Raw genomic sequence first — 16869 nt, 5'->3', positions numbered from 1 at the left:
ATTCATTACAAGTGACTAACACTGAAGAAACAATTCCAAACGTTAACTATGTAAATTGCCTCGACACATGTTCTACGCAAGGAATTGATGTCGACGCCTTCGCTTTCTCGCGCTCTGCTGCACATTCGCGCGGCAATACGGCACATGAGATCTTTTCTCCCATGCCTCGCACCGGCGGAAGTAATTCGGTCGCGATTCGGATGCGCATTTGCGACACGGCAAGACGGCATGGCTGGCATTCTTTCTGGCATGGCGCTGCATCCGCGCTGCGCTCGCGCCGGAAGGAACCAGAATGATCAAGTGCTTCACCCTCCGGGACACTTCCGGCAATGTATGGAAGATTCCGGCCGAGGATGTGCCGACGAAGTTTCCCGGGCACTTCTTCATGGTCCACAAGGCCCTGCACCTCGATGATCCGCAGTGGGTCGTCACGCACTGTGCAACCGGCGCCGCGATCTCGCGGGGTGACAGTCACATCGCCACGGTAGCCAAGGCGCAAGCGCTTCTGGCCGGCTGTTCACTTGAAGACCTCGAACTCGCCATCACGCAAAGCCTGGTGCATCGCGAAGAGCTGATTGAGCGGGAAGGCCGCCGAATCCTCGCTATCCAGCAGCGTCACACCGGCAAAGAGGAGGGAAGAAGCTTGCCCCGGGCGGCCACCGAAGCCACGCCGCAAGGTAAGACGTCGACCGAGGTCCAGCAGCCGGCGTCGGAAGCAGCAGCCTCCGACGCGCCAGCTATGGCCGTTGCCGGCGAATAGGCCACCAATGCCATTCTTTGCCCAGCAACCATGCCGTCTGCTTGCATACAGTTTTCTGATGCTTGTGTTGCTCACGCTTGCTGCCGTGACGGAGGGACACGGAGCCATGCTGCGCGCAGCCTTTCTGGGCGTAGCCGTCGCCGCGTGTACGCATGTGCTGCAACTGCGCCGGCATCCCGCGCGCGGAATGCGATGGGCGTTGAGGTGCGTGCTCGAGACGCATTCCGGCGGCCTGGTGCAGCGAATCAATGAAAACCGCGACCTGATGATGCTGCTTCAAGACATGCATCCGCAGTCGCGCGTCCGGCAAGCGGCGATTACGAACGGATTACATGCACAGCATCATTTCCTTGTGGCATTATTGACGCAGTTCCAACCAACTCGACTTCGCAATGACGGCAGCATTGAAGTCGATGGGATGGGCATCGTTAAACCGTGGCCGGACATCGATCAATCGGGAGAGCCTGTGGCTGACGCCTCATTAAAATTTCTGGTGGTGGACGATTTTTCGACCATGCGCCGCATCGTGCGCAATCTGCTCAAAGAGCTCGGCTACAGCAATGTCGACGAGGCCGAGGACGGCGCCCAGGGCTTGGCGAAGCTGCGCGCTGGCGGATTCGATTTCGTCGTCTCAGATTGGAATATGCCGGTCATGACGGGAATCGAGATGCTGATCGAAATCCGCAAGGACCCAGCGCTGCAGGCGCTGCCGGTGCTAATGGTGACGGCGGAAGCGAAAAAGGAGAATATCATCGCGGCGGCGCAGGCCGGCGCCAGCGGTTATATCGTCAAACCATTCACTGCGGCAACGCTCGACGAGAAGCTGAACAAGATTTTGGAGAAAATGCGGAAGTAGGCGGATATTTCCCATTGGAAGCGACCTGTGAAACAGGTCGTTTTTTTTCGTCTTTTTTTCTTGGTCCGCGAAATTTTTGTGTAAAAATCTGTCGCGTTGCCCGGATACATTCGTTTCATCCGCCTGCAGCAGTGGCGAAATATTCTCCCGCTCAGTTCATTTGTCCCGGCGAGCGGCCTTTCCTCAAATAAAAATTCTTCCAAGAATGCTTGGACCTTGCGCAAATCCTTAATCCTTGCGCGCTTTCGTCGATACGATCAAGTTGGCTTTTGTAAACCGCGAAAAAGTGGTTGTATGCTCCATTTTGGCTCACAAAAAAGGATTAGTTCCTCTAATAATCATGCAGTTAGAGCAACAGAAACCGCCGGCCTATGTTGACCCGCAAAAAGGCCCGCCCAGGAAGAGACCTTGGTTGCAGCGGCCGGCAATGCCGCGCATGACACGTGCTTCGCTTAACGCGATAAAGAAGCGCATGTTAGAGCGGTACGGCTTCCTGAAAGGCCAGTATCTCAGGGCGTTCGCGTGGCCGATCTTCTGCACGGCCGCGGCCGTCGCAGCCGTTAGGACCGTGGAAAGCGGTCATCGGGCGGAGAGGCGCGAAGTCGAAGCCCGCGCCATCGAAGAAGCCGACGTCGCCAACCGCGCCTATTCCCAGCAGATCCGCAGCACGGTCGAAAACTTCAGCCAGACGCTGTCCATGCTGAAGTACATGATCGAGGCAGATCAGGGCCCGGGTAATGTGTACGACAAGGCGCGTGCCACCGTCCTGCCTCTCATTGGATCGGGCGTGCTGCCAGCCGTCGACAAGATCCGGCTGATCATAGTCGACCGTGACGGCAACATGAGAACCCTGTCGAGCCGGAATTCGAGTTCCGTCAATGTCAGTGCGAGCGATTTCTACAAAGGCATGCGCGCCCTGCGACGCAATGAAATGCAGATCGTCGCGGGCCAAGGCCTGTTGCTGAAGCTGCCAGTGGTGCGGTTCTCCCGCCCGTTGTATGACCGTGAGAACCGGTTTGACGGCATCGTCGAACTCGCGCTTATGCCCGAGTACCTGACTTCGTTTTACGACCCGACCCGGATGTCGCGCATCGACTATCTCGCCGTGGTCGACTCGACCAACAAGGTCATTGCCGCAACTTCGCGTACCGGACACGACACCGAAAACGGCATTGCTCCCGAATTCACTGGCCTGCAGGGCGCCGCGCGCGTAGCCGGCGGCGCTTTCTCCGACCATAGCTCGCGCATCGTAGCCTGGGACTCGATCCCGGTGTTTGGGCTGCGCACGATGGTGGCGATGAATGACGACGCCATTTTCGAAGAGGCCAATGCGAACATCCGCCGCGAGCATCGCCTGCTGGCCATCGCCGTGCTGTTCATGCTGGCCAGCGGTATTGGCGGCACCATCGTCATCCTGCGCCGCATGGAGCTCGCGCATCACACCGAGCAAACCCGCAATAGTTTTCGCACCGCCAACGAGCTTGCATGGGAGGGCTTCTTCACGCTGGAGCCCATCTATGACGACGACAAGAACGTGGTCGATTTCATCTACACCGACTGCAACCAGCCCGGCGCCACGTTCCTCGGCCGTTCGGCCAGCGACGTGCGGGGCGCCCGGGTGACGCAGATCTATCCGCCCAGCGTTTCCGGCAAGGTCCTGCAGTTGCTGCGCGATGTGATGGAAAAGGAGTTCGTCGACGATTCCTACCAGGTGCCGGCAGGAAGCCCGCTGCTGCTCGACTGGGTCCATGTCCGGGCTGTGCGCCAGGGACGGTGTATCGCGGTCACGGTGCGCGACATCACGGAAAACAAACGCCTGCAGAATCAGCTCTGGCATACCAGCCAGTCCGACAAGCTCACCGCACTGCCGAATCGCGACTGGCTGCTGGAACGGTTCCCGGCCAAGTATCAGAAAATGCTGGTGCACGGCGATCAGATGGCACTGCTGTACCTGGACATCGATGGTTTCAAGGCGATGAACAGCACCATCGGGCACGCGGCGGGCAATGAGCTGTTGCGCGCCGTCGCCACGCGTCTGAAATCCCTGCTGCGCCCCGGTGACGAGATCGTGCGCGTTGGCGGCGATGAATTCGCCATCGTGTTGTACAGCGTCGAGCGCGAGGACGTCGATATCGTCGCGCGGCGCCTGCTGCAGCAAATGGAAATGCCGTTCCGCCTGAAGGACGACTCACAGCACCGCGTCAGCATTTCCATCGGCATCAGCCGTTCCCCCGCCGACGGCGACAACATCGAGAAGTTGATGGAGCTCGCGGTCGTGGCGCTGTACGAGGCCAAGGCGAACGGCCGCGCGCAGCACCAGTTCTTCGAGCGGCGGCTCATGGACAGCATGCTGCGCCGCGTCGAGTGCGAAAAGCTTCTGCGCGCCGCGATCGAGAAGGACCAGTTCGTCATCTACTTCCAGCCGCGGGTCGATACCGATTCGGGAGAGGTGGTAAGCATGGAAGCGCTGGTGCGGCTGAATCATCCGGAACTGGGCCTCATCCAGCCATCGGAATTCATTGCCGTTGCCGAAGCGACCGGGCTGATCCTGAAGCTCGGCGAGATCGTCATCATGAAGGCCTGCCAGCAGATGGATGAGTGGCGCCGGGCCGGCGTACCGGTGGTACCGGTGTCGGTCAACGTCTCTGCTGCGCAATTCGCACAAGGCGTGGTCCGCGAATGCGTCGAGACCAACATGGCCAGGTTCGAAATCCCGGCCGAGCTTCTTGAACTCGAGCTGACCGAGTCTTGCATGATGGGCGACCAGGACCACGTGGCGCACGAACTCGCCGCCATCCACGACCTGGGCATCAAGCTGCTGGTGGACGATTTCGGTACCGGTTATTCATCGCTGTCCCAGCTGCAAAGGCTCAATCTCGACGTGCTCAAGATCGACCGCTCGTTCACCGAGCAACTCCTGTGCGGACAGAAGTCCGAGGTGTTCTTCCAAGCCATGGTAACGATGGCCGAGTCCTTGCGCATGCGGGTCGTGGCCGAAGGGGTTGAATCCATGGAGCAGGTGCAGATCCTCAAGCGACTGCACTGCACTGAGATCCAGGGTTACCTGGTGTCGACTCCGGTCAACGCTGCGCGGATGGCCGAAATGCTCTGGAAGCGCATTCTGCTGCCTTTGCCGTTGAGAGCGGTGCCGAAGTTGATGTAGAGAGCGAACAACATGCCGTTAGGGATCCGACCACAAGAATAGGAATAGGGGATTTTGAGATGGCTGCATTACGAAGTGGAGCAGGATACGACCCGGACCGTCTGCTCGATGCGGTGCTGCGGCACCTGGACCTGAAAAACGATTCGGCACTTGCGCGGCTGATGGACCTGCGGCCGCAACACTTCAGCAAGATACGGCGCAGGCTTCGGCCAATCAGCGCCGCACTGCTGATCCGGTTCAACGAAGTCACCGGGCTGTCGATCAAGGAGATGCGCACGCTGATGGGAGACCGCCGTGCAAAGCAGCGGCTCGGGCCCGAGCACTTCCGTCCAAAAGATCATGATGGCCACGAGACGTCGGGAATTTTTGACAGCCGCATGAGCGCCTGACGTCGCTGGACCGGGTTGCGCCGCCAAAGGTCGCCGATATGCTCGTTTTCAACTGCATATCGGACTGCCAACATGAAAACCAACCCCATCACCACCTTCTACGTCGACGCGGCGTTCAACCATCACACCGGCACCGGCGGTTATGCGGTCATCCCGGTCAACCGACGCGGAGGAGTCGAAGTTGCGCAGGTCTTTGCCACCGGCGCCTGCGCCATCAGCAGCGTAGCGCTCGAGCTACAGGCAGTGATCACCGCGATGCGCCGTGCGCCGGCGTCGCTGCCGGTAACGATCTACTCCGACTGCTGCATGATCGCCGATGTCGCCGCTCGTGGCAGCATCAAGCGCACCGGCGCCATCACGCAGCTCTGGCAGACCTTCCTGCAGCTGCTCAAGCAGAAGGCCAACGTCACGATCCGCTGGGTGCGCGGCCACGCCGAGGACCGGCTCAACAACCTGGCAGACCGCGAAGCGAAGAGGGCAGCGAAGGCCTATGCAAAAAGCATCGCAGACAATGCGATTGCGCACGCAAGGCATTCCACCGCAGTAATGGGATCCAGCCGTAGCGGCCGCACGACAGACTGCTTCGAATGTGTCGCCTAGATTTTTTTGCCCGGTATCTCGCCAAATCGTCCGAATCCCCTTCGAAAGCTTATTCACAAATCGCACGGGAACATAGATGAAGCTTTAGGGTGCCTACCGCGCGATCTATGACGCATTCGAATCTGCACCGCGAGCGTCACTCAAAAAACGCGGATCAAAGCGACAACGGTGCCCGCGCCAGCCAAAAAACATCCGACTTGGGCACATGGTTCTGTCGCCTTACTTACTCCTTGCTTAGTAACGTCGTCCTTCTTCCCGGTCGTCGCGATGGCGGTAGCCTTCGCCGGCGCGATTCTCGTAGCGAACACGATCGTGCCCCTCGCGTGCTTCAGCGCGCTGCGCTGCGTGGGCCTCCGATTCGCGTTGGCGGGCACGCCACTCCATGGCTCGCTGACGCCGGGCTTCATGCTCCGCTTCGTCATCGCGCCGGTGGTAGTCACGGTCGTCAACGTGCATACGGTGCGGCATATTGTCGAAGCTGTGAGCATTGCCGTACTGAGTCTCGCCGGCATTCGCCGGCGCCGTACCAAGCGAGATTATCCCCATCGACAGTACACCTGCTACGACCGCGATTTGCTTTTTCATTTGCATCCTCCGTTTGGACATCACCATTTCACTTTACCGTGACAGATAGCTGGGTCATTGTTCGGTAACCAACGTAAGAGGTTGTTGCATTCGTATGTATGTAGGCGGTCAATTACTCAGAAAGCGCGAAGTGAGACGACAACGGTGGCCATGCAAGCTAAAGAGCATCCGAATTGGGCGCACAGTTCTGTCGCCTTGCTTACCGCCCGCTGAGTAACGCTCGTGAAATCGAGCTTTGCCCCTCAATGCATCCTTAGTCGAGCATGAAAAACTACTCCCTACGCCGGCAACGCCTTTCGATTGCTTGACCTTTTTCAAAGCATTCGCAGTTCCGGCTGGCAGCGCTCGTTCGTAGAATCAGTGGGTCACAAACCCGATACCGATTCGCTGAGTGTGTGCGTTGAAGATCCCTCGTTCGCTTCCTCTGCGCTTAGGCATGGCTGCGGTCATCGCACCTTTCGTCTTGAGCGAATCGCCTTAATCCCACCAACTTATCTGCGGCGTTCATGGATCCGACCATCGTTCCGATTGCTCTGGCGTTTTCCGTATTCGTTGGCGGGGTCTTTCTCGCACGCGCCGTCAACGGCCATCAGCGCATTGGATCGCTGTTCGTCATGATTGCCATGGTGGTGCAGTTTGCGTCACTGCTGCTCGGCTGGGATATCGGCAGCGCAGCCTGTTGCGTGATGGGTATCGGTACAGCGTTCGCGCTCGCACTGGCGAAACGGCGTTGGATGAACGGTCGCGCGAGATTGCGGAAGCTGAGCGCCCCTCGGCCGCGCTGAAAGGTATCAGGCCGGGCAGGCCAGCGTCGACGTGGAAGGCCGGGAGTAGCACGAGAGGGCAATGGTGCGCTCGAGCAGCCCATATTCGAACAGCTGCAGCAGGCAGTCGGTTAGCTCGGTATCACAATCAGATTCCAGCAGCGCCAGACACGCACCTTCCCCGCTGCATGCCGACACCGTTGGATAGGAAAGCGCGGTGACTTCGATCACGTCATCCAGGTAACAGGACGGTGTGCCGGGCCAGAGCGGATCGGCATCGCAATGCGCCATCAACGCTATCTGCTTGCGTCCGCCCTGCAATTCGATCGCAACCAGGTAGCCCCAGGCCGTAGGGACAACGGCAGCAATGCCGCAGGAGCGAAACCGCGCCTGCAACACGTCGGCAACACGTGCAGGCAGCACTTCATGCGGCCACTGCGCAAACGCGACGCCGCTGTTCGCGATAAGCGCCGTAATGTCGCTGGACTGCATCATGATGGTCTGCTCGTGTGGTTGTATGGCGACAACTCTATACGCTCTGCAACGGTTGGCAAGTCGTTCGATGTCTTTTTGCCACACAGTTGTTCTTTTGTTTCCGTTAATCGCAACCTGCATGGCGCATTGTTCTGGTGCCGAAGATCGCACGCTATGGTGCTGAGGTAACAGCTTATGGTGCTGGGGTTGCGGCTTGTGCGCGCCGCCTTATTTTTGTGTGTATATAATTATCGAGCCACTTGGCCGATCACAACGAGACCGATATGGACGCTCCAGATTTTCTGATCAGGAATTGCAAGGCCGCGAACTTCGTCTACGCCTGCCCGAAACTATGGAGCCAGCTCAAGCCGGCCTTCAGCGACAACGTCCGGCACTGCGACCACTGCAACCGGAAAGTTTATCTGTGCCGCACAGATGCCGATCTCCAGTTCTATACGTCGGTCGACTTCTGTATCGCGATCGCGGATATTGACATCGAGGCCGAACAGATGCGACTCAGGCGTCAGCCGAGTATCGATGCACCCGGCGTGGCGAAGCCGGTCCCGGAGCAGTCCGTACGCCTGATTGGTATTCCCTGGCCAGCAGGGCGGGGCGCCAAGTCTGTGCCACGTACACCACCCGGCACCAGCGCTGAATACGACATTCCCGCCTACCTGAGGCGACAGCAACCGGACTCGGACGAAAAAAAATAGGGAGGCGCCCAGTGAGCTATCGCATCTACCTGCAGACACCGGACGGCAGCACCTTCGAGCGTACCGAAACAGGTTCGCGCTCGATTGCTGAATCCTCCTTCCGTGCGTTCCTCGGCCGCGACGAGCTAAAGGGGAAACCAGTGAGCGTGCACCTGACGCATGACCGCGATACGCTTGCCGTACACCGGTTCGATGCGGCAAGCAGGTCGCCGGACAACTGGCGCAATAAGGTGGAAGAAATCCCCTGGCCGGAAGAGGAGGGTAAGAGGGGACGGCCGCGCGAGCTCGACGGTGGCGCGCGCCATCAGGTGTATCTGGATGCGCGCAGCATCGCTCGCGCCAAGAAGCTCGGGAAGGGCAACGTCAGCGAGGGCATCCGCATTGCGCTCAGCCGGGTGTGACCGAGGAAGACCGCCCTCTGCCGGTCTTCCTCGCCACTGCGATCGCGTTCATTGGAGCTGGCGAAGCATTCCGGCTAGCAGTCCGGTTGGCGACGCCGCAGGCAAGGCCAGCCCTACGTACTTCACAGCTTCGTCCAGCAATTCATGCATACTTATCCAGATGAAGAAGTGCGAGATGGCCGCGGCGGCGGCTTTTGCGGCTTCGTCGTTTTTCGACGGCTGAAAATATGCGTCCACCGAAACGAGGGCACCGTTGATGCCTTCCGACAGGCTCACCCGGTTCCCCTTCTTAGCTCCCGCGGATCGCAACATGCTGTTGAACTGCTTTATCGGATCATCCAGCAAGGTTCCGAGCACCATTCGCCCCTGCTTGACGTCGGCATGACGCCATGCGGGCGCAACATAAATCTGAACTGACAGATGACCACGAACATCGCTTCCTGCCGGAGAGTCCGCCACCATCAGGCATCCCCACTTTGTACGAATGAGGGGACAGGGCAGTTCAGCCTCTGCCAACGAGTCTTTGGATAACTGGCTGAGCATGTCAGCGTCGACAATATCCTTGAAGAATGCCTCATTTAATGCCACTTCTTTTTTGTACTCCTCGACTACCTCGGCGGGCGGCACGACTTGCGGCCACCGCTCAATGTCCATCCCATGCTGCTGAAAAAACGCATGCACTTCGCTGGATGAAAGCACCGGTTGGTCAATGTAGCGTTCTGACATGCTCAATCTCCTCATTGAAAAACTAAGGGGGGCAAGGCTTCTAACCTTACCCCCCACGCTTCAGCATGCAAGTCGAGAACCTGCGCATTTTCCTAAGCAATCGCTCCATTGAGCAAAAAGGCCAAGCCCACAACCAGTACCAGTTCCCCCTCGGCCGATCGGGTGGTGCCGCTGATGCCGCAAGCCGCAACGGAAGTCAGCGGCTTGATCACCAGGTCGGCGGTACCGTCGACTGCATCTAGCGTCAGCACATACGGCGTCGGTGCGGCAATCACCACGCCTACGCGCGCCTGCCCCGCCTCGTAGCCGAGGTTCTCAGCAAGGGATCGCACCGGCAGATTCTGACCCTGATTGCGCAGGATCGGCGCACCGCCCACCCCTTCGAAATCCGCCGGCAGTTCTACCACCCGGTCCACCAGCGCTAGCGGCAGACCCAGCGCCGCGCCCGATGCGCGCACCAGCATCATCGGAACGATCGACATTTCAATCGGCAGGCGAATCGAAAACCGTGTGCCGCAGCCCATCGTGGAATTGATGCCGATCGTGCCGCGGTGCTTCTCTACAGCCGTCTTGACCACGTCCATGCCGACGCCGCGGCCCGACACGCTTGACGCCACTTCCTTCGTCGAGAACCCCGGGCGGAAAATCAGGTGAAATGCCTCCTGGTCGGAGATCTGTGCATTCGCCTCGATCAGTCCATTGCCCAACGCCTTGGCACGGATGCGTTCCGGATCCAGGCCGCGGCCATCGTCGGACACCACGATCATCACGCTGTTCGCTTCCTGCCATGCCTTCAGCATGATCGTCGCCCGCGTCGGCTTGCCGGCGGCGACGCGTTCGGCCTGGTGCTCGATGCCGTGGTCCAGTGAATTGCGCAGCATGTGCACCAGCGGCTCGTACAGACTATCGACCACCACCCGATCCACCTCCGTTTCCGCGCCCTCGATCACCAGGTCGACTTCCTTGCCCAGTTCACGCGCGAGCTCGCGCACCAGCCGCGGAAACTTCTGAAACAGCCGGCCTACGGGCTGCATCCGTGTGGCAAGCGTGGCACGTTGCAGCTCACCCGCATAGCGCGACGCCCGCCCGAGCGTTTCGGACAAGGTCGACATCAGCGTGGCCGCCGCACCTTCAAACTTGAACTGCTGCAGCTTTTCGAGCAGTACGCTGGCCTGGTTAGCGGCCTGCACCGATTCGCCGGCGACCTCAAGCAAGGCGTCGAGCTTGTGTGCATCGACACGAATGCTTTCCTCGGCGGTCTCTTTGCGCCGGTCAACGCCATCCCATCCGGTAGCTGGCGCTGGCGCCGCTACCGGCGCCGCGGGAGCAGCAGGGGCAGCCGGGTCTGCCGTGACGGTCTTGGCCGGCGAGGAGGGTGGCGGTGCGACATCGACGGACTTCGCCGGCGCCGGCGCGGGCGCTTGCACCATGTCCGCGCTGCCCGAAACCGCACGGAAGTAGGCAAGCCAGTCCACGGGATCGGCGGGATCCGAAACATATGCCTGGTCGAAGATTTCCCAGCCGCTGTCCGTAACGGCTTCCACAACTTCCGCCAGCGACACTGCCGGTGTCGCAGCGACTGCCGACGGCACCGCGACTGCCGAGCCGTTGACTGCCGCGGTCAGTGCCTGCTCCAGCGCCACCGGCATTTCCGGCAACTCTTCTGGCGCCACGCCGGCGTTCAGTTGGTGGAGCAGGTCGGCCACGAACCCCGAAGCCTGCAGCGCAGCGTCGATCGCCAGCGGCGTGACCTTGACCGTGCCGGTGCGTATCGCATCGAACAGGTTTTCCGTCAGGTGGCACGCTGACACCATGCCGCTCAGGTTCAGGAAACCAGCTCCGCCCTTGATCGTATGGAACGATCGGAACACCGCATTGATCGCTTCCGGATCGTCCGGCCGGCGCTCCAGCTGCAGCAATCGGTCTTCCACATCGTTGGAAAGCTCAAGCGCCTCGATGACGAAATCCTTCAGCATGTCGTCCATCGGTCAGAATCCCAGGTCGGCAAGAAGGTTGTCGACGTCGGTCTGCGCCATCGCCGAGGCCGGTACCGCAGGGCCGGCCATCAGGTCGACGACCTTCTCGCGTGCCGCAAGCGGCGCATTGTCGATCAGCAGCTGCGCCAGCTCGCGCTCGAGCTTCTGCGTAATGCCAATGACCTTTTTGATGATCTGCCCAGTGATGTCTTGGAAATCCTGCGCCATCATGATCGTCATTAGCCGCGCTTTCTCCGCTTCTGCAGCCGTGCCGCTATCGGCGGCGTATTGGCGCGAATCCCTGGCCAGCAGCTTGAAGTCCTCGACGCTCATCTTTCCTTCGAAGAGCGCGTTCCACCGTCCTTCAATTTCGCCGGCCTTACGCGCCAAGTCATCCTGCACCGGCATTGCATCATCGATCGAGTTCAGGACCTTGTTGGCGGCCTGCTCGGTCAGCGTGGCGATGTACTCCAGCCGGCCGGCCGCATCCGTGACTTCGCTCGAAATGTCATTGAGACTGCGGTCGTAACCAAGCTCGCGCAGTGAATCATGCAGCTGGCGCACAATGTGACCCAAGGAGTCGAACATCGGCAGCTTTTCGCCGGCCGCGCCCGCTTCCAGATGCATGGCATCACCTCCTGCGCTGCCGCCCGGGGACGATGCGAACTGTGCCGAGACTTCTTCGAAAAGTGCATCCAGATCTTCGTGATCGCCGCTCATTTCCATTCCCTGTGGTTTCAACTTCGGTTGGTAGTCGCGCTCGCCGCGCGGTAGCTCATTGCAGACGGGAAGATCCCGGCATCATGACTTGCAGCGCGATGTCTCCCTCGCCACGGTTATCGGCAAGAAATACCGCGGCCTGCAGTATTCGCAGCAATGCGTTGTGCTCGAGTAGCGAAATCAGAAACTGCGCGAGCTGTGTTTGCCTCTCTTCTTCGACAAGACCAAGCTCGGTGCTGTCGCATTGACACTCCAGCCGGCACAGCTCGACCTCTTGTCCCAAAGTGACCGTGACGGCTGGATACGCCTTCGCCTCACGTCGCAGTAACTCCGCGATCATCGTTCGTATCCGTGGCGCCACCACCGGCTGGCCAAGGCCGAAGCCGGCAATCGAAACCTGACTCAGCATCACCAGGCAGCCATCACGCCACCGCGGCGATTGGTCGCCAGTCAGGTAACCCCATGGGGTACGAACGATAGCGCGTTCCGCATTGCATGCTGCAAGATACGTTTCCAGGTCCTGCAAATCGTCGTTGTCGAGAGCGCGGTCCTGGTGACCGGCATCGAATGTACCTTGCGCCGACTGCTGCAAATGCTCGCTTACTGCCGGCGGCAACAAGCCAGTGGGCCAATACCGAAAATCGACGCCGTGCTGACTTAGCAAGTTGACGACGTCGCGCTCGGAGTAAGTCGGGAGGTCAAGGAAGAGGGTAACGGACATGAGGATTGAAAATTTTAGCTAATGTGGATTCTAGCCAGCGTCTTTTGGTCTGACACGTGCGAGAAGAGGACGTTTCTTTGCGTCATTTGTTCGGGGGCGAACTTCGAGCCGGAAATTAAAAAGCCGGGCACCAAACCCGGCTTCGTCCTTCCTCGCATCATGCCTCGAAGTGATCAATCTCTTTTCGACGTAGGGATCGTTCCACCGCCTTCCCAAGAATACCGAGCGCCAGTATGAGGAACACGTAATAGCACAACGCCTCTCTGCAATTCCGTTCACTTTCTTCCCCGTCCACTGGATCAAATTCGCATGTGAACTCCACCAGCGCCGAACCGATGCCGACAACCATTTCTACGTCAATCGGGTAGTCCGGGCACCGATCCGTCAGCATTCCCGTACTTTCCATCAGCAGGTCTTCGAGCTTACCGCCGACCAGGTGGAAATCATCATCTCGACCCCAAGCTGCAGACGCATGCACGAATACTTTGTATTCACCGTACCGCATGTCGTCGACCGTTTCTTCCTTCCTCACAATGAGAAGCATGCCCCATTGTGTACGAATCATCGCGTCGGGCTCGGCCGTTACCTGCAATGCACGCTTCAGCTCCTCATCCGCTTCTTCCTGCGAATCGCAAAACTTCGGATTCATCGACTCCTGGCGCCAAAACTGGAGATACGGTTTCGTAATTGCTGACGGCATCGTGGCATATGGCCAATTCTTCAGTTCGAGCCCCGACGTATAGATAAATTCAGCCGCCGCCACATCCGACAACTCAGGAAGGTCGCCATACCGTCTCCCTTTCCAATTATCAAGACCGCCGCCCGGCATCCTGCGCAACTTCCTATGCGTCCTGAAGGTGTGCCGCTTTTCTAACAGCGCGTTCACCAACACCTTGTCGTTACATGCGTCCTCGATGATTCGGTCCATCGTTCCATTACTGAAGAGACCACTAAGGAACGTCATCAGACTCACGAATGCCAAGCTCTCCTCTTTAATTCCACCAGCGACGCGATATCTCGTGCTTAACTCCGCAACCGCGTAATTCTCGCCAAGAGTCAGTTTCACTGGATACCTGCTTTCCTGGGCGTTATAGTTATCTACAAATCCTTGCAGAAAGTCAGTTACCGCATCGGCGAACGGATTGAAATACTCTCCCGTTCCGAACTGGTCTATGATCTCCGGCAGTTCCAGTGCCTCCGCTTTATGTACATGGATTTGTACGAGGTGACAGCGGACTTTAGCGCTGTCATAACTCTTGCACGTCTGGCCGGTCACACAGCCCCACCGCGTTCTAATTAGTGGATGTAGAGACTCGGCTTTTTCGATTGCCCGCTTTGCCGCCGACTTCATTTTTCCGGTAGAACTATTGTAAAGCCCATCTAATAGTTGCTCGATTGAAGCTTTGGCCCATGCCAGGAGATGCTCGGATAATTGAGCGTGCGGCCAACATTCAAAACCCTCGGACGATGCAGACATTATCGCTCCGACGCCGGAACAGGTAGATATCGGTTGATCGACATAAAGACGGTTCATCATTGTCTCCGGTTGTGCAACGTAATTGAACGGATTGATTCACTACGCTAGTGCTGCATCTTCTGCGTCACCGCCTTTCCGTCGGTGCATCGTGGCTGCTACGAATATGCCGTTCTCAATCTCAGGGGCTTCCGTAGGCTTCACCCAAATTTCGTTATGTCGCGCGCTATATCTTTTCCACAAAAACTGCACCTCGCGAATTGTGATTGCAATATCGTAATCGGCCAGCACGCCAATGATTCGCTTGCAGTCTTCGCGATAATCCTCTTCAATTCCTTCTTCTGTCCCTTCCTCCTTCATCAGCTCGGTAGCCTCAGCTACAGCTTTTTTGATTCGATCCTTGTCGGCCTGCGGCGGATTACGATTGAAGGCGCCGTAATAGGAGTTGGTGACAATGATGCGCGAATGACCAAGCGTTTCCGATGCGGCAGCACGTTTCGCTTTTAGATCGTCTTTCGATAACTCGCTCCCGTCTCCACCTAAAGTAGGCGGTACAAAGCCGCTGATTACTGCGTAATTTTCTACAAACTGCGCCCGTAATCCGTGGCCGCTCGTTCCAGTCAGCGCCTTTGTTACTCCTATTTTGCGCATCAGATAATTGAAATGTTTCATCGCCTGATCGAGTGTGATTTCATGACCGCCGTGATCCGTCATCCACCGCATTCTCTCGTTCTTCTTTACCTTGCTCTTCACATATTCGATCACCTTGCGTTGCGACTCATGCTCAATCAATATCACACGCGGGCGGCTGTTTTTCGCTTCGTCAGGGTAGACCTGCCAACCCACTTTATTCTCCGTTGATTTGTGTGGGTAACAGGCCAACGCTTCTTTCCGGCGCAGACCGAACGCCAGCATCAAACGCAACGCCATTCCAAAACGCCAATCTTCTGCGTCCGCTTCTTTGATTTTTTGTAATACGTCGATTCCACATTCTGTCCAGCTTTTGCTTTTCTTTGCGACACCGCTGACTACGAATTCTTCTGGGTCGACTTCGGGCAAATAATGCGCCGCGTCTTTTACCAGATTCGGTTGCCCTATCCATCCGCCGAAAACCCGCAGTGTGCTTAATTCGCCATTCAGCGTCTTAGGTTTGTATTTGCGCTTGTACCAGGCATCTACCGCAAATGCTTTGATGTGCCGTTCTTCAAGCTTTTCCACGTTATGTATGCGGTAGCCCAGTTCGTGCAACCGTCCGAATATCTTGAACAAAATCTCTCGCCGGCCTTTTCGCGTACGTTCTTTTGCGCCGCCGCCGTGCACCTTCTTGTCTGCGTGTTTTTGACATATTGCGTCGAGCTTCTTCATCCAGTTCGTATTCATCGTTCGCTCTCCATGTGTGCACTCCGGCATAGCACCGCCCCAGAGCTTCCATAGAAACAAGAAGCTCTGGGCCGGTGCCACGTCTATCCGATCTCGACTGCAAACTACCTGCACTGCAATAGAGCCAAGGGGAGAGGTCCCCGGTTCTTACACCCCTACGATTCGCGTTTGCGTGCCTCTTGCTCACCTTTCGCTCCGCGCCCCGGCCTTTCGGTCCCGGAGTCGCCCGCTCGACTTCTGCAGGCACGGGGCAGTAACGACTGGTCCCCGACTCGGCGCGTTCCTTGCCGCATGGGCAAGGTTCGGTGACGCGCGGCACCGGTTTATGGATCCATGTCGCCACGTGAGCGAGGGACGATCTCATGCGAGCCGTTCGCGGTCCGATCCGCGGGTACCCAATGCATGCCCGGTGCTCCCGGGGTTAGTCGTCATCATTGCAGCAGCCTCTTGGGCCGAATTCGTTGGGCACTGGAAAGCGCGCTGCGACGTGGGTTCCGCATGTTGCGAAGCCGTGTGCATACGCTGTCCTGAAGCGCCTATCCGCAGGGATCGCGGCCTTGTCCGTGGCGTTAGCCGATGCGTTCTGTAGCGCGGATGTATCTAAAAATCCGCGCTAACCCGCATGGCTACTGGCCCGGCATGCCTCTCTGTATTTAACCGTGGATAAACATCACGGAAAAAAATTTGAGTGGTTGTGAAGCAGCGTTCGTCAAAAACAGCTTGAACCGTTTAGACGCTGTACACGCGTCTTCGATTTTTGCCCTTCATGGGCTGGGGAAGGAGATGTCTTCGAGAAGGGAAGTGCGGCGAAGCGAGCACTTATCAAACTGCGGCGGAAGATGAAGAGAAGCGCCGCTCGAAGACGTAGAGGAACGATGCGAGAGATCCGCAATCGAGGCTGGCGAAAGATGCCGCGCATAACGCAGCTTCAGAGGTGCCGGAAATCCGGCGTTGGAAAATCGTGTTTAGGACAACACGGATATGTCTCATCCGTGAAGCCCCCAGAGTTTTGGGAAGCGCAATTGAGGTGAAGCTGCCGCGTAGCGACGAAGAAATCGTAATCCCGCCAATCGCAATTTGCAAGCGCCGGATGAAGACGAATCCTCATGGATTTAGGGGGCGATTCGAAGAGAGATCGCAATATCACCCTCCTATAGTCGTTTTCAT

The 16869-nt window shown here is 58.0% G+C and carries 16 protein-coding genes; 8 read left to right on the top strand and 8 right to left on the bottom strand.

What is annotated here, in order from left to right; all coding sequences use genetic code 11:
* Positions 1-208 precede the first annotated feature (208 nt).
* The 5 genes from JJB74_RS15915 (at position 209) to JJB74_RS15895 (ending at position 5768) form a co-directional block, all read left to right on the top strand.
* The gene (locus JJB74_RS15915; RefSeq protein WP_234484213.1) at positions 209-760 is read left to right on the top strand and encodes a hypothetical protein; all 552 of its coding nucleotides are present in this window, start codon (positions 209-211) and stop codon (positions 758-760) included.
* Between the two features lie 418 nt (positions 761-1178).
* Entirely contained in the window at positions 1179-1616 is a 438-nt protein-coding gene (cheY, locus tag JJB74_RS15910; protein WP_200593475.1) for a chemotaxis response regulator CheY, read from the top strand.
* 235 nt (positions 1617-1851) lie between these two features.
* The gene (locus tag JJB74_RS15905; RefSeq protein ID WP_200593222.1) at positions 1852-4779 is read left to right on the top strand and encodes a bifunctional diguanylate cyclase/phosphodiesterase; all 2928 of its coding nucleotides are present in this window, start codon (positions 1852-1854) and stop codon (positions 4777-4779) included.
* A 59-nt stretch (positions 4780-4838) separates the two neighbouring features.
* The gene (locus JJB74_RS15900; protein ID WP_200593220.1) at positions 4839-5168 is read left to right on the top strand and encodes a hypothetical protein; all 330 of its coding nucleotides are present in this window, start codon (positions 4839-4841) and stop codon (positions 5166-5168) included.
* Positions 5169-5240: 72 nt separating this feature from the next.
* A complete protein-coding gene (locus JJB74_RS15895; protein WP_200593218.1) occupies positions 5241-5768 on the top strand; it encodes an RNase H family protein in 528 nt (175 codons plus the stop codon).
* A gap of 234 nt (positions 5769-6002) precedes the next feature.
* On the opposite strand, the gene JJB74_RS15890 is transcribed toward JJB74_RS15895, so the two are convergent.
* Positions 6003-6353, bottom strand: coding sequence for a hypothetical protein (locus tag JJB74_RS15890; protein ID WP_200593216.1), 351 nt, complete (start codon positions 6351-6353; stop codon positions 6003-6005).
* A gap of 506 nt (positions 6354-6859) precedes the next feature.
* On the opposite strand from JJB74_RS15890, the gene JJB74_RS15885 reads away from it, so the two are divergent.
* Positions 6860-7138 carry a hypothetical protein gene (locus JJB74_RS15885; RefSeq protein ID WP_200593214.1) on the top strand — a complete coding sequence of 93 codons (279 nt, stop codon included), beginning with the start codon at positions 6860-6862 and terminating at the stop codon, positions 7136-7138.
* A 6-nt stretch (positions 7139-7144) separates the two neighbouring features.
* On the opposite strand, the gene JJB74_RS15880 is transcribed toward JJB74_RS15885, so the two are convergent.
* The gene (locus tag JJB74_RS15880; RefSeq protein WP_200593212.1) at positions 7145-7612 is read right to left on the bottom strand and encodes a hypothetical protein; all 468 of its coding nucleotides are present in this window, start codon (positions 7610-7612) and stop codon (positions 7145-7147) included.
* A 263-nt stretch (positions 7613-7875) separates the two neighbouring features.
* On the opposite strand from JJB74_RS15880, the gene JJB74_RS15875 reads away from it, so the two are divergent.
* Positions 7876-8304: a hypothetical protein gene (locus JJB74_RS15875; RefSeq protein ID WP_200593210.1), complete on the top strand. Its 429-nt coding sequence runs from the start codon at positions 7876-7878 to the stop codon at positions 8302-8304.
* Between the two features lie 11 nt (positions 8305-8315).
* On the top strand, positions 8316-8705 hold the full coding sequence (locus JJB74_RS15870; protein ID WP_200593208.1) for a hypothetical protein: 390 nt from the start codon (positions 8316-8318) through the stop codon (positions 8703-8705).
* A gap of 48 nt (positions 8706-8753) precedes the next feature.
* Here the strand turns inward: JJB74_RS15870 and JJB74_RS15865 are convergent, their stop codons facing one another.
* The 6 genes from JJB74_RS15865 to JJB74_RS15840 all read right to left on the bottom strand — a co-directional run bounded on the left by JJB74_RS15865 (position 8754) and on the right by JJB74_RS15840 (position 15702).
* Positions 8754-9431: a hypothetical protein gene (locus JJB74_RS15865; protein ID WP_200593205.1), complete on the bottom strand. Its 678-nt coding sequence runs from the start codon at positions 9429-9431 to the stop codon at positions 8754-8756.
* 92 nt (positions 9432-9523) lie between these two features.
* On the bottom strand, positions 9524-11416 hold the full coding sequence (locus JJB74_RS15860) for a chemotaxis protein CheA (protein WP_200593203.1): 1893 nt from the start codon (positions 11414-11416) through the stop codon (positions 9524-9526).
* 3 nt (positions 11417-11419) lie between these two features.
* Positions 11420-12127, bottom strand: coding sequence for a protein phosphatase CheZ (locus JJB74_RS15855; protein WP_200593201.1), 708 nt, complete (start codon positions 12125-12127; stop codon positions 11420-11422).
* A 55-nt stretch (positions 12128-12182) separates the two neighbouring features.
* The gene (locus tag JJB74_RS15850; protein ID WP_200593199.1) at positions 12183-12848 is read right to left on the bottom strand and encodes a hypothetical protein; all 666 of its coding nucleotides are present in this window, start codon (positions 12846-12848) and stop codon (positions 12183-12185) included.
* A gap of 157 nt (positions 12849-13005) precedes the next feature.
* Complete coding sequence (locus JJB74_RS15845) at positions 13006-14385, bottom strand: hypothetical protein (RefSeq protein ID WP_234484212.1); 1380 nt, start codon at positions 14383-14385, stop codon at positions 13006-13008.
* Positions 14386-14424: 39 nt separating this feature from the next.
* On the bottom strand, positions 14425-15702 hold the full coding sequence (locus JJB74_RS15840; RefSeq protein ID WP_200593195.1) for a phage integrase N-terminal domain-containing protein: 1278 nt from the start codon (positions 15700-15702) through the stop codon (positions 14425-14427).
* Between the last annotated feature and the right edge of the window lie 1167 nt (positions 15703-16869).

It is taken from the genome of Noviherbaspirillum pedocola, assembly GCF_016632335.1.
GTDB classification, from domain to species: Bacteria; Pseudomonadota; Gammaproteobacteria; order Burkholderiales; family Burkholderiaceae_D; genus Noviherbaspirillum_A; species Noviherbaspirillum_A pedocola.
This window is presented reverse-complemented; position numbering and strand designations above follow the sequence as displayed.